Source organism: Rhodobacter maritimus (genome assembly GCF_058747975.1).
On sequence record NZ_CM179095.1, the window covers coordinates 886,854 to 907,697 of the forward strand.

A 20,844-nucleotide genomic window follows, 5' to 3' on the forward strand; every position below is an offset into this window, starting at 1 on the left:
TTGCCATGCTCGTCCTCGAAGAAGTCGTACGCGCTTCCCGTCCCGGGCGGCACAGCTGATAGGTTTCAAGCTGCTTCGACTGAATTCAGCCCCCTCACTATCTCGATGATCTGCGTCGCTCGGTCCTTCGGGAAGACGCTGACGATGCCCTGACTGTCGAACTCCGTGAGGGGGTTTCGACAGTGGCGTACATGGTGCCAAGAACGTCCTGCGCCTTGGAGATCCGCTGTTCTGCGACGAAGCAGATCAATCCAAATCACCTTCGTTGGGGCTAGAGATGACGAAGCGAGACTTTCCGATCTTCTTATGAATGAAAGAAACCGTTGTTTTCGTGTCATTCTGCTTCTTGCGAAACTTCGCGACCTCCTCAGGGGACATAGCCGCGAGTAGTTTCTTACGCCGCCGCCGCTGGGCCGCTCGGCTAGGTTGCCTTTCCATTCCAGCCTCACCAACAGTTTCCATGCAAATTCTGTATAGAGATTTTGTCTCCTTAGTATTTTTCTGCACCCTTGCGCATTTCCGCAAGTACACATGTGTGAAGACATACACGCTTCACGCGCGAAAAAGTTCATAATGAGAACGGCGGTGAGAAAGTCGACCACGGTAGCGGCGGGATGAGCCCGCTGCGGGCGGCGTAAAAGTCGTCCACCTTTACCCTTTCTGGCGACAGGGAGGGCGGGAGGATTTTCACCGTGGATTTGTATCGGAAGGTTCGCCTGGCTTGTTCAGAAGGCATGAGCCAGCGCGAGGCTGCGCGTCAGTTTGGGGTTTCCCGCGACAGCGTTCGGAAGATGTTGGCGTTCTCGGTTCCGCCTGGATACCGGCGGACGGCGCCGGTGAAGCGACCGAAGCTGGATGGGTTCACCGAGATCATCGATGGCTGGCTGGAAGGGGATCGCGAGGTCCATCGAAAGCAACGGCACACGGCGAAGCGGGTATTCGAGCGGCTTCGCGATGAGCATGGCTTCACCGGCGGCTATACGATCATCAAGGACTACATGCGGGAGCGCGAGCGGCGCGGCCGAGAGATGTTCGTGCCGCTGGCCCATCCGCCAGGACATGCCCAGGCCGACTTCGGCGAGGCTGTGGTCGTCATCGGCGGCGTCGAGCAGAAGGCGCACTTCTTCGTTATGGACTTGCCGCACAGTGATGCCTGCTTCGTGCGCGCCTAGGCATGGCGAATGTTGATACAGAAGAGTTACCACTGCTAAGCGCCATTTAGAGATGGCTAGTAGAAGCGACTGCTTGGACGAAATAGCCCCTACGGATGGTCGGGGACACTGAAGCAAGCCTTGCTACCTTTGCTTTTTAAGTACCCGCATCCACGCCAAAGCAAGGGAATAGCGAATACGCCAGCAAACCCGCATCAGATCAGCGATCAACTGCCCCTGCAGTCCGAGCCAGCATCCTTTTCAACTCGGGCCGGCATGATCCGCAATTCGTCCCCGCACCCAGGGCAGCGCCGATTTCATTAAGGGTAGCTGTTTTCCGGGTCGCGATGAAGCGCGCGATCCTGTTAGCACCGATTCCAAGACAGGCGCAAACGACAGCGCCTTCGTCCTGCCGATCGCCTCCCGGCCTGCCCGCAAGGATGTCTGCAGTCTGATCGCTGTCCAATGCCTCGGCGATATGACTGCGGGACAGGGCCACTGGCCCGGGCGAAACAAACAGAGCTGCCTGCAGGCGGCCGTCTTGAAGAAAGGCCAGCCGGACAGTCCCGTGATGGCGGTCACGCATGATCATTGGCGTGGTATCCAGGCCGAAAAGTTTTGCGGCCTCTTCTATCCAATCACGGGGGGGTTCCTTCCACGCAAGTTCTGCCTGATGGCCTTTAGGAAGTTTGGCGATGGCCAAGTAATCGCCGGCCGCGTTGATCTCTGATTTCGACACGGCAAACCCGTAACAGCCTGCCCGGAAGGCGCTTATATTCACGGCGGCGGATTTCAGGGCGGGCTGCCCCGAGATCGGATCGGTCAGACCCGGAACAAGCGAAGATACACGACCCGCCGATGACGTCTCGCCGGTCCAATGAATGGGCGCAAAAGGATGGCCGGGTGCTGCACGATCCGTGATCAGAACCCGCAGGATTGCGCGGCCATGTTCGTTCTCGACCTGCGCCAGACCGGCCGGGGCAAGACCCAGCCGCTCGGCATCGCGTGGGTGAAGCTCAAGGAAAGGCTCGGCGATATGGCGGGACAACCTGGCAGCCCGTCCCGTCCGTGTCATGCTGTGCCAATGGTCGCGCACGCGCCCGGTATTCAGCGTGAAGGGTGCCGCAATATCGACCGGCCGCCGGTTGGCGGGAAAGATCGCGACCATGCGCCCGCGCCCCGATGGCGTCTGAAAAAGCCCGTCTCCGAAAAGGCGCCCACCCTGGCGCGACGGAGATTGCGGCCAGAGGAACGGCTCCATCCTGTCATATTCAGGCGCTGTCGTCTCACGATAATCCGAGATGTCGAAGTCGCTGCCAAGCCCGCCAGCCACGCCGGAAAGCGCCGCATGTTCCGCGAAAATCTGCGCAGGCCCCGTCCAATCAAAGGCATCGGCCCAGCCCATCCGCTTGGCCACATCCGCCATGATGCGCCAGTCGTCCCGGGTCTGCCCCGGAGCGGCAAGAGCACGGCGCTGGCGGCTGACCCGGCGTTCGGAATTGGTGACGGTTCCGTCTTTTTCCGCCCAGCCGGTCGCAGGCAACAGCACATCCGCCAGACGCGTTGTGTCGGTTTGCGCCACAATGTCTGAAACGACCGTGAAGTCGCAGCCCTTGATGGCACGGGCCACGCGGTCGGCCTCTGGCATGGACAGGGCGGGATTGGTGCACATGATCCAAAGCGCCTTGATCCTGCCTTCTTCGACGGCCCGGAACATGTCCACCGCTTTCAAGCCCGGTTTCTCGGCGATACGCGGCGCCTGCCAGAAACCCCGGACGGCGTCGCGGTGATCCGGGTTGTCGATATCGAGATGGCAGGCCAGCATATTCGCAAGCCCGCCAACCTCGCGCCCGCCCATGGCATTGGGCTGACCGGTGACCGAAAACGGCCCCATGCCGGGCTTGCCAATCCGGCCGGTGGCAAGGTGACAGTTCAGGATCGCGTTGACATTGTCGGTCCCGCTTTCGGATTGGTTGATGCCCTGGGAATAGACCGTCACCACACGCTCGCTTGCGGTCCACAGGTCCAGAAAGCGGGTCAGATCGGCATCGGGCAGACCGGTCGAGGATAGCGGAATTGCCTGTGCTGCGGCCAGCGCATCCTCCATCCCGTCCAGATTGGCGGCGAAACCGTGATCGATCAGGCCACGGCGCGCGATTTCCGCCAGCAACAGGTTGAACAGGACGGTATCCGTTCCCGCTTTCAGCGCAAGGTGCAGATCGGCGATGTCGCAGGTGGCCGTGCGCCGGGGATCGACGACGACGACCTTTGTCCCGCGCGTCTCTCGTGCCGCGGCCAGACGCTGATACAGGATCGGGTGACACCAGGCGAGGTTCGAGCCGACAAGGACCACCGTATCGGCAAGCTCAAGATCCTCATAGAGCCCCGGCACCGTGTCGCTGCCAAAGGCGCGCTTGTGACCCGCCACCGACGACGCCATGCAAAGCCTTGAATTGGTGTCGATATTGGCGCTGCCGATAAAGCCCTTCATCAGCTTGTTGGCGACATAGTAATCCTCGGTCAGCAATTGCCCCGAGACGTAGAAGGCGACCGAATCCGGCCCATGTTTGGCGATGGCATCGCTGAAACGCTGCGCGACCAGATCGAGCGCCTGATCCCAGCTCGATCTTTTGCCGTGGATATAGGGATCGAGCAGGCGTCCCCGCAGGCCCAATGTCTCGCCAAGCGCGGCGCCCTTGACGCAAAGCCGGCCCTTGTTCGCGGGATGATCGGGATCGCCCTCGATCGCCAGCCCGCCATTGGCCAGCGGCGTGGCCAGAACGCCGCAGCCCACTCCGCAATAGGGGCATGTCGTCCGGATCGGTTTGGTTGCGGGCTGCATGTTCATGGTCCGGGCCCTTTATTCGGCGGGCATGACGGCGGGTTGCGGCTTGACCGGCTCATCCCGGTCAAGCTCGGGCGAGGTCTTGTAATGCGTGGCATAGATCATTGCGCCGACAAAGGTCAGCCCGCCGACCAGATTGCCGATGACCGTCGGGATCTCGTTCCAGATCAGATAGTCGGCGATGGTGAAATCGCCGCCCAGCAGCAGCCCCGAGGGGAACAGGAACATGTTCACGATGGAATGTTCGAAGCCCATGTAGAAAAACACCATGATCGGCATCCACATCGAGATGACTTTGCCCGACACGCTGGTCGACATCATCGCCGCGACCACCCCGGTCGAGACCATCCAGTTGCACATCACCGCACGGACAAAAAGCGTCAGCATGCCGGCCGCGCCATGTGCCGCATAGCCGACGGTCCGTCCTTCGCCGATATGGCCGATCCGCTGACCGACTTCGTTCGGGGCCTCGGACCAGCCGAAAGTGACGATGATCGCCATGAAGATCGCCACGGTGAAGGCGCCAGCGAAGTTCCCGCAGAACACAAGGCCCCAATTGCGCAGCATCCCCTTCATGGTGACGCCGCGCCGCTTGTCCAGCAACGCCAGCGGGACCAGCGTGAACACCCCCGTCAGCAGGTCGAAGCCCAGCAGATAAAGCATGCAGAAGCCGACCGGAAAAAGTAGCGCACCGATCAGCGCATTGCCGGTATTGACGGTGACGGTCACGGCAAAAGCCGCAGCAAGCGCCAATATCGCGCCTGCCATAAAGGCGCGGATCAGCGTGTCCTTGGTGGACATGAAAACCTTCGCCTCACCGGCATCGACCATCTTTTTCGCGAAATCGCTGGGTGTCACGTAAGACATCTTGAAACTCCTCAGGCTACGCGGCGGGCCATCAGCCCCGCGCTGATCAGAATGCGGCCATGCTCGACACGGATCGGATAGGTTCGGACATGGCCTTCATCCGCGCCCTGCGCTTCGCCCGAATTCATGTCGAAGACCCAGTTATGCAGCGGACAGGTGACCGAGCTGCCATGCACGATCCCCTCAGAAAGCGGCCCGCCCTTATGCGGGCAGCGGTCGTCCAGCGCGAAGACCTGGTCATCCGCGGTGCGGAAGACGGCGATGCAGCCCTGCGCGGTATTCACCACCCGTGCGCCCTGTTTCGGCACATCATCCAAAGCTCCGATATCGACGAAATGGGTCATTCGGCGGCCTCCAGTGTGAAATCGGCAAGCGGCGCCCATTTGGGCGTCTCCAAGGTGGTGGAATGCTCGGCCCAGGGATCCTTGCGATAGACCGACTGGCTGATCTCGAACCGCGCGACCAGATCGCGGCGATTGTCGAGATCATCGACGACCTGTTCCTTCACCCAGTCCAGCCCGACCTTTGCGACCCATTTCCAGGGGCGATGCAGATATTGCGCATGTTCGCGGTAAAGCTGGACAAAGGCGGTGATGATCTCGACCGTTTCGTCCTCGGTCGCGGCATCGGCCAGATGTTCGGTTTCCTTCACCTCCATCCCGGCGGCACCGGCCACGCTGATCTTGAAGCCGGAATCCACGCAGATGACGCCGACATCCTTGCAGGTCGCCTCGGCGCAGTTGCGGGGGCAGCCAGAGACACCCAGCTTGACCTTGTGCGGCGTCCACGAGCCCCAGAGCAGCTTTTCCAGACGGATGCCCAGCCCGGTCGAATCCTGCGTGCCGAAACGGCAGAATTCCGACCCGACACAGGTTTTGACGGTGCGCAGCCCCTTGGAATAGGCGTGACCGCTGACCAGTCCGGCCTGGTTCAGATCGGCCCACATATGCGGCAGATCCTCTTTCTTCACGCCCAGCAGATCGATCCGCTGACCGCCGGTGACCTTGACCATGGGAACGTTATATTTGTCCGCCGCATCGGCGATGGCGCGCAACTCATCCGGGGTGGTCACACCTCCCCACATGCGGGGCACGACCGAATAGGTGCCGTCTTTCTGGATATTCGCATGGTTGCGTTCGTTCACAAACCGCGACTGGCGGTCGTCCCGATATTCCAGCGGCCATTCGGCCAGCAGATAGAAATTCAGCGCCGGACGGCAGGAATGGCATCCGCCGACCGATTTCCACCCCAGTTCCTGCATGACGGCGGGGATGGATTTCAGACCCATCGACTTGATCAGGCGGCGCACATCCTCATGCGTGTGATCGGTGCATTTGCACATGCCTTCCGGGGCCTCGGCCACGTCACCGCCAAGGGTAAAGGCCATGACCTGCTGCACCAGTCCGGTGCAGGTGCCGCAGGAACCGCTGGCCTTGGTGGTTGCGCGCACCGCATCCAGCGTGGTCGCGCCGTTCTGGACGGCCTCGACGATCGTGCCTTTGCATATGCCGTTGCAGCCGCAGATCTCCGCCTCAGGCGGCAATGCTGCAACGGCCGCCATAGGGTCCGGTGCGGCACCCCCCTGATAGGCCGGACCGAAGATCAGCGTGTCGCGCATCTCGCCTATATCCGTGCCCTCCTTCATCAGCCCGTAGAACCAGTTGCCATCCACTGTGTCGCCATACATGACGACGCCGATGATGCGATTGTCCTGAAGGACCAGGCGCTTGTAGATACCGCGCCCCGGATCGCGGAAAACGATATCCTCGCGGCCTTCTCCCTCGGCAAAATCGCCGGCGCTGAAAAGGTCGCAGCCGGTGACTTTCAGCTTGGTCGCGGTCTGGACGGGCTGGAACGCGGCCTCTTCTCCCAGCAGAGTTTTCGCCAACACCTTGGCCTGATCGTAAAGCGGCGCCACCAGCCCGAACAGCTGCTGACGATGTTCGACGCATTCGCCAAGCGCGAAGATATGCGGATCGCTGGTCCGCAGCGCGTCATCGACGGCAATCCCGCGTTCGACATCAAGATGCGCGTCGACGGCGATGCGGGTTTCGGGGCGGATACCGACCGCCATACAGACCAGATCGGCGGGATAGACGGTGCCGTCTTCCAGCAGCACCGCCTCGGCCCGGCCGTTGCCCATAATTGCCTTGGTCGCGCCCTTGCAGTGAACGGTGATACCGCGCTTTTCCAGATCCTTTTGCAGCAGATAGCCTGCGGCCGGATCCAGCTGACGCTCCATCAGGTGATCCATCAGATGAATGACGGTCACTTTCGCCCCGCGCGACGCCATGCCGGCGGCGGCCTCCAGCCCCAGCAGGCCGCCACCGATCACGACGGCATCCTTGCCGGCCATGCCCGCCTCGATCATGGCATTCGTATCCTCAAGGTCGCGATAGGTGACAACGCCGGGCAGTTCTTTTCCTGCCACAGGAATGATGAAAGGGGCTGAACCCGTCGCAATCACAAGCGCATCATATTCCGCGCTGGAATGGTTGGAATGAACCACGCGGTTCTTGCGGTCGATCCTGACCACCGGCTGCCCGAAGCGGCAATCGACGCCATGCGCGACATACCAGTCTTCGTCATGGGTGACGATGTCGTCGTATGTTTTCTCGCCCGACAGAACCGGGGACAGCATCAGCCGGTTATAATTTCCGCGTGGCTCGCCGTTGAACAGCGTCACGTCATAGGCGTCCGGATTCGCGTCAAAAAGCTGTTCCAGCATCCGGCCAGAGGCCATGCCTGCACCGATGACAACCAGTTTCCTTTTCATCGCTCGTTCTCCTTCAGGTCAGGCGGCTTGCGGCGCGGCAGCACGATCCATCAGGCGGATCGAGGCATGCATCCAGATCAGGCAACCGATCACCAGCACGAAGATCACCATGAAGCAGGTGGACCAGAGGCCGGTTTCCTCTTTCAGCCAGCCGAACAGCAATGGCAGGACAAAGCCGCCCAACCCGCCGATCATGCCGACAAGCCCGCCGACTGCGCCGACATTGTCGGGGTAATAGCTGGGGATGTGCTTGTAGACGGCGGCCTTGCCCAGGCTCATGAAGAAGCCGAGGATGAAGATCACGATCAGGAAGATGGCCACCGAAACCCCGGCGGGTATCGACAGGATCGCCGCGCAGGCCGCCGAGACGAAAAGCGTCCAATACATGACCATTCGCGCGCCGACGCGGTCCGACAGCATGCCGCCCCAGGCGCGGAAGATCGAGGCCGGGATCGAATAGGCTGCACCGACAATGCCGGCGGTTTTTACGCCAAGACCGTATACCCCGATCAGATAATGCGGCAGCCACAGAGCCAAAGCGACGAAGCCGCCGAAGCTGAAGAAGTAATATGCAGAGAACCGCCAGACCTGCCCATTCTTCAGCGGGGCCAGTTCGGCCTTCATACTGCGCAGCGGGGCCTTGCCTTCATGGCGCGCAGAGGTGACCGGATCATCCTTGCTGAGAAGCCAGAAGAGGATCGCCGTAACGACCAGCACCGCGGCCCAGATTTGCGCCGTGGCCTGCCATCCGAAGGCGACCATGACGAAGGGTGCGACGAATTTCGTGACAGCCGCGCCGACATTGCCGACGCCAAAAATGCCAAGCGCGGTGCCCTGCTTCCTGCCATCGAAGAAGCGCGAGACATAGGCGACCCCGACGGCGAAGGACCCTCCTGCAAGCCCGACGCCAAGTGCTGCGATCAGCATTTGCGCATATGTTTCGGCCCAGCCCAGAAGGAATGTCGCAAGCGCGGCGGCCAGCATGGTCAGCGTATAGACAAGGCGCCCGCCCAGCCGGTCGGTCAGCACGCCAAGCGCAAGCCGGACCAGCGATCCGGTCAGGATCGGCATCCCGATCAGCAGGCCGAATTGCGTTTCAGAGAGGTTAAGCTGTTCTTTTATCTGCAGACCGATGATGGAGAAGATCGTCCAGACGGCGAAGCAGATGGTGAAGGCGATGGTCGAAAGCGTCAGTGCCTGACGCGATTCCCTAGGGGATGTGGTTGTCATTATTGCGGTGCTCCGATGGCAAAACTGGGTTTCAGTGGCTGTCGGAAAGCGCGGCCATACGGCAAAAACCTGCCGGAATTGGGACAAAACGGCGAACCGCAGTCACGCTTTCATGAAGAATACCGCATCGTTGCGAGCAGACTGCAGGTACGCCATTGCACCAAGCCTTGCCTCAACATCGCCCCCCGGCCGCCGCCGCCGCAAGCACCAATGCTGCAGAGCAGCAATTTTTGACAGGCGAGAGGCGCCAGCGCTGAGAATTCATGCGGCAAACGCGCGGCCTGCCTAAATTTTGATCAGCTTATTGACGAAAACTGTTCCGGCGGCTCGAATGTGAAGCCGTCGAAGAACCCGTCGGCGCGCAGAATCATCTGCCCGCTTTCGGCTGCGACCATACGGTCCTCGACCAGCATTCCTTCCAGCCGCGAGGACGCACCAGGCAATGCCGCCCCCGCCGGACGAAGATGCTTACGATAAAGATCGGTGCGGAAATGCTGCATCGCGCGGGCCATGGCAACGTCAATGTCTTTCCCATAGCGCAGCGCGATCCGCTTTGCGATCAGGGCGGCAATGCTGCGCCACGGGAAACTGGCGGCACCCGCATTGAATGCGATGAAACGTGGCGCCTCTCGCAATTCGCCATCCGCACACAGCAGCAGACGCCCGCTCAGGCCCCTGTCCGCCAGTTCCGGCGGCAGATCCAGATATCCGGCGCGCGAGATGATCTCGGCGGCGAGGCCACGCTGGTCGGGCTGATCCAGCCAGCGCCCCGCCCGCCAGACCGCCCGCATCAGCGCGCCGGTCTCATCCGGGCGTACGGCGGTGAAATCGCGCCGCAGGACAAGGCCCTTTTCCGGAGGCGCAGCCCAGATAGAAGTTCCGGGCAGCAACAGCGCTGCGGCCTCTCGTTCAACCGCGAAAGAGGCCCAGGGTTCGCCCACGCAGAACATGTCCACCTCGCCTGCCGCCATGGCATCGGTCATCCGCGGCGGCGGCACGGTGATCAACTTGACCTCTTCCGGCGCAAAGCCACTGACCCGCAGCCAGTAATCCGTCAGCTCCAGATGCGTTGAGAAGGTGAACGGGACACCCACGCGCAGAGGTGCCGCAACCACATTACGCAAGGCCTGCCCTGCGGCGCGAGGGTCGGCAAAATCGAACCCATAACCGATCCCGCGCAGCCGCGCCTCGATCGTGCGATTGACCGCGATGACCTGCCCGCCCTGGGACATGAACATCACCAGATCCATAGGCGGCAGCGGCGGCCCCAGCCCAAGCGCCTGACCAATGGGTATCGGCATCAGCATATGGGCTGCGTCGATCATTCCAGCGCCCAGCATGTCGCGAGCCTGCGTCCAGGCGCCCAATCGCACCAGCTCCAGCCGCAGTCCCTCTTCGGCGGCAAAGCCAAGTTCCTGGGCAACGATCAGCGGTGCCGCGTCGATCAAGGGCACATAGCCAAGGCGCAGCGAGATCATTTGCCCAACAGTCCCGCAGCCATGACCAGTTGCTCCGCGATCTCAGCGAGGCGTTTGCCCTGATCCATCGCCGCCTTGCGTAACAGTGCATAAGCTGCTTCCTCGTCGATTCCCCGCACCTTCATCAGCACCACCTTGGCACGGTCAATGACTTTTCGTTCTTCCAGCGCGGCGCGCGTCGCAGCCAGTTCGGCCTTTATCCGTTGCATGATGTGAAAGCGCGCGATGGCGGCGTCGAGGATTGGCTTGATCCGTTCAGGCCGCAGCCCATCGACGACATAGGCCGATATTCCCGCCTCTATGGCAGAACGCGTCAATTGCTCATCCGTGCTGTCCGTGAACATCGCGACCGGCCGCTCGGAAGGCCCCGAGGCCAATGCCAGTTCCTCAAGAACGTCCCGGGACGGATTGGCCATGTCGATCAGCACCACATCCGGCTGCAGGCTGGCAACCTGGCGGGCCAGTCCGGCCTGCTCGGCCATCACACGAATCTCATGATCCCCAGCTTGACGAAGCCCATCGACGATGGACTTGGCCCGGTCGGAATCGGGCTCAACGACAACGATCAAAAGCTTCTTGTGCATTTGGATCGCAGATTGCTGTTGCAGTAAGCTGAATACAATATCGAGAACGATATGTAGTTGCCGCTGGACCATCGCTGCCCAATTTTTCGACGGTTGCTGAAAATTGCATCAACAGTTCAACGCGACCACGACACTGCGCAGGTTCGGCGGAAAAAGACCTGTCGCGGTACAGTATAACATCCGCAGCGATTGGGGTAAATTTCGTTCCAGAGCCGCGTAGCAGAATAGGGGCGATTACAGGTCCGGCCGGTGTAAAGCCGACATCGGCGGGTTGTGCGGCGAAAGTCCGCTGTCCGCCCTTTCCGGCAGTCGCCCGCGTTGGACAACGCAAGGCATTGCGCCACATTGAAACGTCACCTCCATTTCAGCTAGCTGGCTTCAGGCTCATCTGCTCATTTGGATACCTCCCGATCGGGCAGTGCCACGGGAACAGCTTATGATACTCTGCCAGCGGTAGCTTCGCCGCGATCTTCTCGAACACCCAAGTCAAATAGGCATACGGTTCGACACCGTTGAGCTTGCAGGTGCCGATAAGACTGGACAGCATCGCCCAAATCTCGCCGCCGAGTGTTGAACCCGCAAATAAGGAATTCTTCCGGATCAGCGCCAAAGGGCGGATCACGTTTTCCACGAGGTTGTTATCCATTTCGACCCGCCCATCGGAAAGGAATATCCGCAGGCCGTCTCGCAGTTTCAGTGTGTAGTTGATCGCGTCACCAAAGGCATCTTTCATCAAAATTTGGCCTTGGATGGCACCCAGCTCCAAGAAAAGCCTATCGACAATAGGCTCACTGAGACGCTTCCGCTCAGCCAGTCGAACGGCTGGTGCCTGCCCCTTCAGTTCACGCTCGATCTCGAAAAGTCTGTCTATGGTTTGAACGACTTTCTTGGCATCGGCCCATCTTGGCCCCCGGACCTCCCACGCGTGGTGGAATTTACGGCGCACATGCGCCCAACAATAGGCGAGCACCATCGGCCCTCGATCCCGGTCAAGGGCCATCAGCCGATTGTAGCCCTTGTAACCATCCACCTGAAGAATGCCGGTGGAGTTCTCGAGAAGGGCTTCGGCATGCAGGCCGGCACGAGAGGGCGCAAAGCGAAAAACCACAGCTGGGGGCTGCCTGCCTTTTGAACGCCTATCGTCTCGACACATGGCCCACATATAGCAGGTCTTGGTCTTGCCCCGCCCGGGGTCCAGAAGCCGTGCCGTCGTTTCATCCATGAACAATTTCGTGCAGGCTTGCAGATCCGCAAGTAGTGCCTCGTAGAGTGGTTTCAGCGCTTCGCCGGCACGTTTGACGAGGCGCCAAAGGGTCGATCGATTTATCTGCACTCCGTTACGCCCGAAAATCTGCTGAAGACGATAATGGGGGAGGAAATCCGCGAACTTTGAAATCACCGCGGCCAGCGACATGCTGTCGTCATAGCGCGAGTAATCAAACACCCGCTCCGGAACCTTGGCCTGAACAAAATGACCGCATTTCCGACAGGCGTATTTGGGGTATCGCTCCTCGACGACGTAAACTTCTGCCGGCTTGTAAGCCAGTTTTTCAATGACCTGCTCGCTCATTCGAGCGGTTGCACACCCGCAGGCGCAAAATTGCTCGACCTTCGGTTCGCGGACGACGATCTCGCGCCGAAGATGGGTGGGAATGCAACCGCCGCCGCCGACCTTATGTGCGCCTTCGTCCTGATAGCCGTGAAATCTGGTGGCGACCCGGAAAAGGCGCTGGCGGCGATGTGGGACAACGCGAAAGTCGTGGTGTCCGACTTTTGGCCTGACGCCAAGATCAACTGAACTAAGCCAACCCCCGGAGACCTTATGAACCGCGCTCGATATACTCGCTTGCTGGCCAACCTGAATTCCAGGGTTGCCTCGGCAGTCTCCAACAGCGGGGACATGTTGGAGGTAGACGAACCTCCTTCCGAGGTATCGCAGGAAGAGGTTCTGCGGTTCACCGATGACATTCGCAAGACGCTATTGTGGATCGAGCGGGCGAGTGCCGGGGTGAACTGACATCATCCTCCATATAGCGCAGGAGGCTGATCACCGCGCAGGCGCTGGTTCAGCTTCGGGTTCAACGCCACGCCCATCTCGTTTCTCTGGCTGGCCCGCTGTCGCGACCGCACAGACTGGCGGATCGTGTCTGCGGTGATCGCCCATTCAGGGATTTCAGAGTTGAACTGGCCCATGCGTTCCAACGCATCCTGCGGGATCTCTTCACCCGCCCGCACCGCGTCACCGATTTCGCGAACAATGTCCTTGCGGCGGTCCTCGATGCGGTTTTGCTTGTTGCGCAGGCGGTTGTTGATCTTGTAGCGCTCTGCGACCTCGGCCGGTGTGAACCCCTGCAACTGCATGAGCAACTGCCAGGCGCGCCATCTGGTGGGCGCCATGGAACATCGAGGATGCGAATGCGCGCACCGCATCCTTGTTGTAGCCCTTGCGGCCCTTGCGGTGGATCTTGTTCGTCCGAACCGACTGGTCGGGCAGGGTTTCCAGCCAGCGTTGCCAGACCTGATCCATCAGCTCTTTCGAGGCCCCGGCGTCAGCCAGAAGGTCTTCCACATCAGCGAGGAAGCGCGGATCGACCTGTTCGCGCAGATCGACATCGCCACCAAGCACGCCGCTTTCCACCTTGCCCAGCCCGTCCTTCTCGGCCTGGGCCATCCATTCCTTCTGCTGGCGCGCCGTCTCAAAGCGCGAGAAGGAGGTGACCTTGCCGGCCGCGTCACGGATCGTGACGAAGTAGTTTCCGAAGCGCGCCAAGGGGAAATAGGGGCCTTCCAGCCGGTTGGCCTCGAACAGCTGACGCAGCTGCTTCAGTTTGGCCCCCTCGCCGCGGGCGGCGCGGGCATGGGCGGCGGCCTTCTTCTCATTGGCCTTCTCAAGCGCTTCGGCGCGGGCCTGTCCGGTCAGGCCTTCGTCGCGGATACGATCCAGTTCCTTGCGGTGTTCCCGGTCGGCCTTCTTGATCAGGATCTTCGACATGGAGCGGATATTCTCCATGAGCGCCGCATCCATCGCGTCAGCCATGGCCGAGTATTCATCGCGGATCTCGGCATAGAGATCCTTGAAGGGTTTCGGCAGGCGGTCATAGGTGGCTACCAGATCACCATGGGTCTCGCGGCGTTCGGCGGCTTCCTTCCTGACCTTCTTCGCCCATTCCTGCCGTTCCGAGCTATCCTTGGCGGTGACGCGCGCGGCCTCGTTGTCCACCAGGCGCTTCCAGCCATCTTCCTTGGTCGGGTCGATCCCTGTCAGGGTGGAATCGTGCATCAACTCCATGAGCGCCTGATTGGCTTCCGGGTTGCGCCGTGCTGCGGCGGTCCACTTGTCCACCATCTTGGCGGAACGGGCCTGCCAGTCGTTGCGATCGGCGTCCATGCGCTCCTTCAGCCCAAGATACTCTGCGGCGGCCGGCAGGTTCTTTCCGAGTTCGGCGAAGAGAGCGCGACCGGGAACCAGCCCAAGGACGTTCCAGCGCGCATCCTTGCCCATCGCGTCAGACAGCCAGTTCGAGAAGAGGGCAGGGGTGGTCTTCCATCCGTCCTTGCCGATCATGCCCAGCGCCCGGCCCTTGGATCGCGACAGGCGCGCCTTCAGCGCGGAGAGATCGCGCTGTTCCTTGGCCACGATCTCAATCGTGCTGTCGTCATAGACCACAAAATTGCTTGTGCCCGAACTGTCCGCTCGCGAACCGGCATCGAGGTAACGGTGACCGGGAATGCCCGCAGCGCGCAAAGCCTCTGATGCGGCGCGATCCGGGTGATCATATCTGCCTCTGATTTCCTGATAGCGGGCCATGTTTTCCGGCGTCCAGCCTTCACGGGTTCGCGCCATATCCGCGGTCATGGTCAGCCCATCATCATAGGCGCGATCTCGGAACTTCTTGGCCAGGTCTTCGTAGATCTCAAAGCCGGGCTTGCGTTCATCTACGGGCCCGTCGAAGGCCTTTACAAGCGCCTTGTAGATATGACCGGGCTGGGCGGCAATCGGCTTTTCCCAATCCAGAAATTGATCGGGTTCGGGGATTTCAACCTCATACAACTGGCCAACAGGGGTTTGCCGGTAATCATCGAGGGAAAGGCTTTCCAGCATATCCAGCGCGGCGTTCAATTCTCCCACATCATCGCCAAAGCGCGCGGCGTTTTCCTTCCTGAACTCAAGATCGCCCCGGATTTCGGCCTTGGAGTCGGCGATGGATTTACCTGCCTTCACATCATCCATGATCGTTCGCAGGATCGAGTATTCCCAACTATCCGGGTTGACCTCTGTGTCGCCGCGCATCAGTTTTTGTCGAGATCCCGACAGTTTGGATCGGTAGAACTGCGCAACGTCCTTATTCTCGGCAAAATACAGGCCCCATCCGAAGGTCTGATTGCCTTCGCCGGAACCAATGCTGTTCAGGGAGAACCGATCAAAGAGATGCGGCGTGCCGTGATAGGCGCGCTGTTCCTTGGCTACGTCTTGAGAAGTTCCTTGATCCGCACGCGCGCCTCCGCGGCGTCCTTCCTCAATGACTCGATCTCGGAGTCGCTCAGCCGGTTTGAAATTCGTGAGGTATCGGGCTTCGGACTCGGTGAGCGCGTCGAAGCCGTGGCCTGTTGCCGCGATGAACTCTTGCTCAAGGTCGCCATGTTTCTCACGAAGCGCGGTAAGGGTATCGGGATCGGGTTGCAGTTTCGCGCTATATTGCTTCCCGGTCAAGGCCAGGGCGCCGACAACACGGCCGCCACCTGCCTCGATGTGGCTTGAAAGCGCCGCGAAGGTGGCGCCCTGGGTCAGGGTGTCGTCCAGGATCAGATAATCCCGCCCGGCAACGACATCCCCATCGAACACTGGCGAGGCAAAGATTCGGTCGAGACCGGACATCGCAGTGCGGCGCGGCGCGTTTGCTTGCACGATTTCTGCATTGATTCCAGCGCCGAGGCGCGCTGCCAGAACCTCGGCGGCCGCGAGCGGGATCTTGTTCCTGCCGCTCGCCTCTTCCGACACCACCGGCACGACAAGGGGATCTGATTTGCCAATCATGTCACGCACGCGCTGCACCAGATCGTCTGTCACGATGTCGCGCGCGAGGCGAACCGCAGCTTCCACGTCGCCAGCCTTTGCTGCGGCATAGTCCGGATGGCTGGACAGGGACGCAAGGTCTCCGCCGATCTCTGCGGGACGAAGGTGAACCGGCGTGCGCTGATACATGTTCCGCTCTTCGGAACCGGTCTCGAGCCCGCCATTCGGCCCGTCCGGTCCTCTGTCCCCGATCTCGCCATTGGCGATACGGCGCATGACGGCGGCGGCATCCACGAACCCTTCGCCGCGCAGGGCTGAGGCCATGGCGCGGAAGAAGGATTGCATGCGTTCCAAGGCGCGGCCGAGAAGGCCGGGTGGCGCGGCATCGCGCGCGCGTGCCCAGTCGGCATACATCTCGGCCACCATCTCTTCGGTCTGGGCGGTTGCGCCCTGATCGGCATAGGCGGTCTCCACGGCCTTGCGCAGCGCCGTGTCGGCGCGGGCGGCGCGCACCAGTGCCTGCCACTCTCGCTGGGTAAAGAGGCCATGGGGCGTGCCCCAGAGGCGCGCATCGCGCAGGGCGTGGATGATCTCGTGCCGCACGACATGTGCTGGGTCTGCGGCCAGCGCGTTCACCCTCATGGTGCCGGCACGATATGAACCCAGAACCGGCACGCCGGAGGATGACAGAATGCCCCGCACCACGCGGGGCGAGATCTTGGCGCCCAGCCCATGCGCGTCGAGGATCTTGCCCACCAGTGCGCCGATGTCGCGCAGGGAAGCGGCGGGCACGCCATTGATTTTGGGGCCTGCGAAGGCTCTATTGAGGGAGACGGAGGGGCGATCGCTCATGTCGCGTTGATAGAGTTCGATCCCCTGATCGGTCTCGCGGGTCTGGATCGTCTCGAAGAGCGCATCGAACGCCGGGCGCACGATGTCGATCTCGTCGTTCTTCAGGTATGGATAGCTGTCGCCGGTCTTGTCAGAGGAACTTGTCTTGAGGCGGGCAGGGGGCTTTCGTAGCCTTTGAAGATGACCAAACGCTCGCCTTTCAAGTACTTCAAAACCAGCCCCGAGATCATCCGCCTGGCGGAGATTGGTGCTAATGGACATGTCAAAGGAACTTGGCTTGCGGCGGGGCAGGGGGCTGGATAGCGTCCCGGTATGACGAAACGCGATCCATTCAAGTACTTTAAAACCAGCCGGGAGGTCATCCGCCTGGCGGTGATGTTGTACGTCCGGTTCCCGCTGTCGCTGAGAAATGTCGAGGATCTGCTCCATGAACGGGGTATCGATGTCAGTCACGAAGCCATTCGATTTTGGTGGCATCGGTTCGGGCCGATGTTTGCATCGGAAATCCGAAAGCGGCGGATTGCCAGGATGAAATCCAGCCACTGGCGCTGGCACCTGGACGAGATGTTCGTGAAAATCAACGGTGAACGCCATTACCTCTGGCGGGCTGTGGATCACGAAGGCGAAGTCCTGGAAAGCTTCGTGACCAAGACGCGAGACAAGAAGGCGGCGCTAAAATTCTTAAGGAAAGCAATGCGCAAGCACGGGCGCCCAGACGTCATTGTTACGGACCGGCTGCGCTCATATGGCGCCGCACTGAAGGAGATCGGCAACGCCGATCGACAGGAAACGGGGCGTTGGCTGAACAACAGGGCAGAGAATTCACATCTGCCGTTTCGGCGACGGGAACGGGCCATGCAACGCTTCCGCCGGATGCGAAGTTTGCAGAAATTTGCCTCGGTCCACGCCTCGGTCTTCAACCTGTTCAATTCGGAACGCAGCCTCACCACAAGATCACATTTCAAGCTGAACCGAGCCGCCGCCCTGGCTGAGTGGCGCGGTCTCTGTGCGGCATAAGGGACAGGTCTACTGTCCTTGCGGAGACTGGTTCGAATTTGTCTGGCAGCACCTGCCGAGGCGCTCGAGATCAGCGGATTGCGGACATCGCATCTTGACAGACATGCTTCCGTCAATCAGACGTATGTAATTACTTACTCACTTATCAACGTCCATGCGAAAGTCAGCTGAGCGGCGCAAGGCCGAGATCGTCACCGTAGTTCTCGCTCTGGCCGACAGGATCGGGCCGGACCGGGTGACGACCGGGGCGGTGGCTACGGCAATCGGGGTGACGCAGGCGGCGTTGTTCCGGCATTTCCCCACCAAGGCCGCGTTGTGGCAGGCCGTCGCCGAACATGTCGCCGAAGGGCTGGCAGCGGCCTGGAAGGACGCGCTTAGCCGCGGCAATGGGCCGATTGTCCGGCTGCGCGCGCTGATCGCGGCGCAATTCGCGCAGATCGCCGCGACGCCAGCGCTGCCGATGCTGCTGTTCTCACGCGAGTTGAACGTCACCAACGCGGAACTGCGCGCCACGTTTCATGGCCTGCTGACGGCTTATCGCGGCTTGCTCGCGCGCGAGGTCGGCGCCGGGCAGGAAGCGGGCATTCTGCGCGGCGACATCGAGACGGTGGATGCGGCGGTGCTGCTGACCTCGCTGGTGCAGGGTGTGGCGATCCGCTGGGCATTGGGTGCACGCGATTTCGACCTGCAGGGTGAGGGGTTACGGCTGTTCGAGGTGCAATTGCGGCTGCTGGCCGCGAAAAGGGAATAGGCGATGCGGCGCGTCTGGCTGTTCGGGTTCCTTGTGGCGCTGGCGATCGCAGCGGGCTTCCTGTTCCTGACCGAAAGGCCGCTGACGGTCACGGTCGCGCAGCCCGAAAGCGATGTGGCCCTGCGCATCTACGGGCTTGGGACGGTGGAGGCGCGCATCCTCAGCCGCGTGGGGTTCGAGGTCGGCGGGGCGTTGACGGCGCTGGCCGTCGATGCCGGCGACCGGGTGGCATCGGGTCAGGAACTGGCCAGCCTGCACGCCGCCGAACAGGAGGCGCGCGTGGCTCGCGCCCGCGCGGCGGTGGCGGCGAACGAGGCCAGCCTTGCCAAGGCAGAAGCGGCGGTCGTGCGCGCCCGCATCCTGCTGGCGCAGCGCGAGGCGGCGAACCGCCGCCAGCAGGGGTTGGCGCAGCGCGATGTCGCCTCGGTTCAGCGCGCCGAGGAGGCGCAGCGCGACGAGGACGTGGCGCGCGCCGACCTGGCCGTGGCCGAGGCCGATGTCGCGGTGATCCGGGCCCAGGGCATGGATGCGGCGGCGGGATTACGCCAGGAGGAAACCCTGCTGGCCCATCACCGCCTGATCGCCCCTTATGAGGCACTGGTCGTAGCCCGGCAGGTCGAGGCGGGAACCGTGGTCAAGGCGGGCGATCCCGTCCTGACCCTGATCGACCCGTCGTCGATCTGGATCCAGGCCTATGTGGACGAGGAGCGCGCCGGGCAGCTTGCCCTTGGCCAGCCCGGCACGATCCGGTTGCGCTCGCAGCCCGCGGCCGAGTTTCACGGCAGCATTGCCCGCATCGGCATCGAAAGCGACCGGGTGAACGAGGAACGCCGCGTCTGGCTGACCTGCGCCGACTGTCCCGCCGAGATGTTTCTCGGTGAACAGGCCGAGGTGCGCATCCTGACCGGCACCCGCGCGACCGCGCTGATGGTGCCGGAACTGGCGATCACCGGCTTTGACGGGCATCGCGGCACGGTCTGGACGGTTGCGGATGGGCGCCTGAACCGCGCGGAACTGACCTTCGGCGCCCGCGACGATCGCGGTCGGGTCGAGGTCATCGGCGGCCTGCCCGAAGGGGCCATGATCGTCGCCCGGGTGCCGAAGGGCGCGGCCGAGGGGCGGCGGGCGCGGATCGCGGAGGCGCCATGAACCTCGCGCTCAAAGACATCCGCCACGGGCTGTTCCGCTTCGTGCTGACCTGTTTCGGACTCGGGCTGCTGATGACGGTCGTCCTCGCCATGATCGGTATCTACAACGGCCTCGTCGCGGACGCGCTGGCTGTGGTGGAGGCGCCGGCGGCCGATGTCTGGGTGGTGGAGGCCGGCACCAAGGGCCCCTTCGCCGAAGCCTCCAGCATTCCCGCCGACACCCGCGATGCGGTGGCGCGGATGCCCGGCGTGGCCGAGGCCGGCGCGGTCAATTTCCAGAACATCGAAGCGCCCCATGGCGGACAAACGCTGCGCCTCTACGTCGTCGGATACGAGCCGGGTCGCCCGGGCGGGCCGCAGACAATCGCCGAGGGGCGCGGCATCGGCGCCAGTCATTTCGAGCTGGTGGCCGACCGCAAGACCGGCCTTTCGCCCGGCGAGACCATCCGCCTCGGGCGCGACCGCTTCACGGTGGTCGGGCTGGTCGAGGGGGCGATGAACTCGGGCGGCGATCCGGCGGTCTATGTGACGCTCTCGGACGCGATGGCGCTGCAGACCGAACTCGACCCGGCGGCCCAGCGGGTGCAGGCGGCGCGTGGCGCAACCTCCGTCAAGTCCGCCTCGGTCGCCGCGGTGATCGCCCGCATGGCGCCGGGGGCCGATGTCGAGCTGCTGACCGCGACCGTGCGCCAGTGGAAGCACCTTGCCGCCATGACCCAGGGCGAACAGGAGGAATTGCTGCTGGCCTCCGTGGTGGACAAGGCGCGCAGGCAGATCGGCCTCTTCCTCGGCATCCTGCTGTCGGTCAGCGCCGTGGTGATCGCGCTGATCATCTACACCATGACCATGGAGAAGCTGAAGCAGATCGCCACCCTGAAGCTGATCGGCGCGCCCGACCGCACCATCGTCGCACTGATCGTCGAGCAGGCGCTGATCCTCGGCGCCGCGGGCTGGGGGATCGGGCTGGCGCTGATCCTGACCGTCAAGGACTACTTCCCGCGCCGCGTGGTGCTGGAGCCGTTCAACGTCATGGTGCTGGCCGGTATCATCGCCGCCGTCTGCCTTCTGTCCTCCGCGCTCGGCGTGCGGGCGGCGATGAAGGTCGATCCGGCCACCGCGCTCGGGAGCTGA

At 62.0% G+C, this 20,844-nt stretch carries 15 protein-coding genes and 1 pseudogene; 7 read left to right on the plus strand and 9 right to left on the minus strand.

All coding sequences use genetic code 11. From position 1 onward, the window contains the following. Positions 1 to 692: 692 nt before the first annotated feature. Positions 693 to 1,169, plus strand: a pseudogene (locus tag AC4PTO_RS04500) (IS21 family transposase); the annotation flags it as partial. Between the two features lie 202 nt (positions 1,170 to 1,371). On the opposite strand, the gene AC4PTO_RS04505 reads toward AC4PTO_RS04500, so the two are convergent. Genes AC4PTO_RS04505 through AC4PTO_RS04525 form a run of 5 tightly spaced genes read right to left on the minus strand, consistent with a single transcriptional unit; the run spans position 1,372 to position 8,869 of the window. After that, the gene (locus tag AC4PTO_RS04505; RefSeq protein WP_492732302.1) at positions 1,372 to 3,999 is read right to left on the minus strand and encodes a molybdopterin-dependent oxidoreductase; all 2,628 of its coding nucleotides are present in this window, start codon (positions 3,997 to 3,999) and stop codon (positions 1,372 to 1,374) included. A 12-nt stretch (positions 4,000 to 4,011) separates the two neighbouring features. Then, entirely contained in the window at positions 4,012 to 4,863 is an 852-nt protein-coding gene (locus tag AC4PTO_RS04510) for a formate/nitrite transporter family protein (RefSeq protein WP_036744094.1), read from the minus strand. A gap of 11 nt (positions 4,864 to 4,874) precedes the next feature. Then, positions 4,875 to 5,207 (minus strand): nitrite reductase small subunit NirD, encoded by a 333-nt coding sequence (nirD, locus tag AC4PTO_RS04515; RefSeq protein WP_492732304.1) that lies wholly within the window; start codon positions 5,205 to 5,207, stop codon positions 4,875 to 4,877. After that, on the minus strand, positions 5,204 to 7,639 hold the full coding sequence (gene nirB / locus AC4PTO_RS04520; RefSeq protein ID WP_492732306.1) for a nitrite reductase large subunit NirB: 2,436 nt from the start codon (positions 7,637 to 7,639) through the stop codon (positions 5,204 to 5,206). The genes nirD and nirB overlap by 4 nt, the downstream gene beginning before the upstream one ends. A gap of 18 nt (positions 7,640 to 7,657) precedes the next feature. Continuing rightward, positions 7,658 to 8,869 carry an MFS transporter gene (locus tag AC4PTO_RS04525; RefSeq protein WP_492732308.1) on the minus strand — a complete coding sequence of 404 codons (1,212 nt, stop codon included), beginning with the start codon at positions 8,867 to 8,869 and terminating at the stop codon, positions 7,658 to 7,660. Between the two features lie 15 nt (positions 8,870 to 8,884). Between AC4PTO_RS04525 and AC4PTO_RS04530 the strand changes: the two genes are divergently transcribed. Then, a complete protein-coding gene (locus tag AC4PTO_RS04530) occupies positions 8,885 to 9,103 on the plus strand; it encodes a hypothetical protein (RefSeq protein WP_492732310.1) in 219 nt (72 codons plus the stop codon). 62 nt (positions 9,104 to 9,165) lie between these two features. Here AC4PTO_RS04530 and AC4PTO_RS04535 read toward each other — a convergent pair whose 3' ends face one another. From AC4PTO_RS04535 to tnpC, 3 genes are all read right to left on the minus strand, one after another. Continuing rightward, a complete protein-coding gene (locus tag AC4PTO_RS04535) occupies positions 9,166 to 10,347 on the minus strand; it encodes an ABC transporter substrate-binding protein (protein WP_492732312.1) in 1,182 nt (393 codons plus the stop codon). After that, the gene (locus AC4PTO_RS04540) at positions 10,344 to 10,931 is read right to left on the minus strand and encodes an ANTAR domain-containing response regulator (protein ID WP_492732314.1); all 588 of its coding nucleotides are present in this window, start codon (positions 10,929 to 10,931) and stop codon (positions 10,344 to 10,346) included. The genes AC4PTO_RS04535 and AC4PTO_RS04540 overlap by 4 nt, the downstream gene beginning before the upstream one ends. A gap of 364 nt (positions 10,932 to 11,295) precedes the next feature. After that, entirely contained in the window at positions 11,296 to 12,585 is a 1,290-nt protein-coding gene (gene tnpC, locus AC4PTO_RS04545) for an IS66 family transposase (protein ID WP_492733536.1), read from the minus strand. On the opposite strand from tnpC, the gene AC4PTO_RS04550 reads away from it, so the two are divergent. Next, complete coding sequence (locus AC4PTO_RS04550; protein WP_492732316.1) at positions 12,532 to 12,729, plus strand: hypothetical protein; 198 nt, start codon at positions 12,532 to 12,534, stop codon at positions 12,727 to 12,729. The genes tnpC and AC4PTO_RS04550 overlap by 54 nt on opposite strands. Before the next feature lie 441 nt (positions 12,730 to 13,170). On the opposite strand, the gene AC4PTO_RS04555 is transcribed toward AC4PTO_RS04550, so the two are convergent. Next, positions 13,171 to 17,058: a PLxRFG domain-containing protein gene (locus AC4PTO_RS04555; protein ID WP_492732318.1), complete on the minus strand. Its 3,888-nt coding sequence runs from the start codon at positions 17,056 to 17,058 to the stop codon at positions 13,171 to 13,173. Between the two features lie 51 nt (positions 17,059 to 17,109). Between AC4PTO_RS04555 and AC4PTO_RS04560 the strand changes: the two genes are divergently transcribed. The 4 genes from AC4PTO_RS04560 (at position 17,110) to AC4PTO_RS04575 (ending at position 20,844) form a co-directional block, all read left to right on the plus strand. Further along, positions 17,110 to 17,814 carry an IS6 family transposase gene (locus AC4PTO_RS04560; protein ID WP_492732320.1) on the plus strand — a complete coding sequence of 235 codons (705 nt, stop codon included), beginning with the start codon at positions 17,110 to 17,112 and terminating at the stop codon, positions 17,812 to 17,814. 154 nt (positions 17,815 to 17,968) lie between these two features. Further along, positions 17,969 to 18,565, plus strand: coding sequence for a TetR/AcrR family transcriptional regulator (locus AC4PTO_RS04565; RefSeq protein ID WP_492732322.1), 597 nt, complete (start codon positions 17,969 to 17,971; stop codon positions 18,563 to 18,565). 3 nt (positions 18,566 to 18,568) lie between these two features. After that, complete coding sequence (locus tag AC4PTO_RS04570) at positions 18,569 to 19,714, plus strand: efflux RND transporter periplasmic adaptor subunit (protein WP_492732324.1); 1,146 nt, start codon at positions 18,569 to 18,571, stop codon at positions 19,712 to 19,714. Further along, positions 19,711 to 20,844, plus strand: a complete 1,134-nt coding sequence (locus AC4PTO_RS04575) for an ABC transporter permease (RefSeq protein WP_492732325.1) — start codon at positions 19,711 to 19,713, stop codon at positions 20,842 to 20,844. The genes AC4PTO_RS04570 and AC4PTO_RS04575 overlap by 4 nt, the downstream gene beginning before the upstream one ends.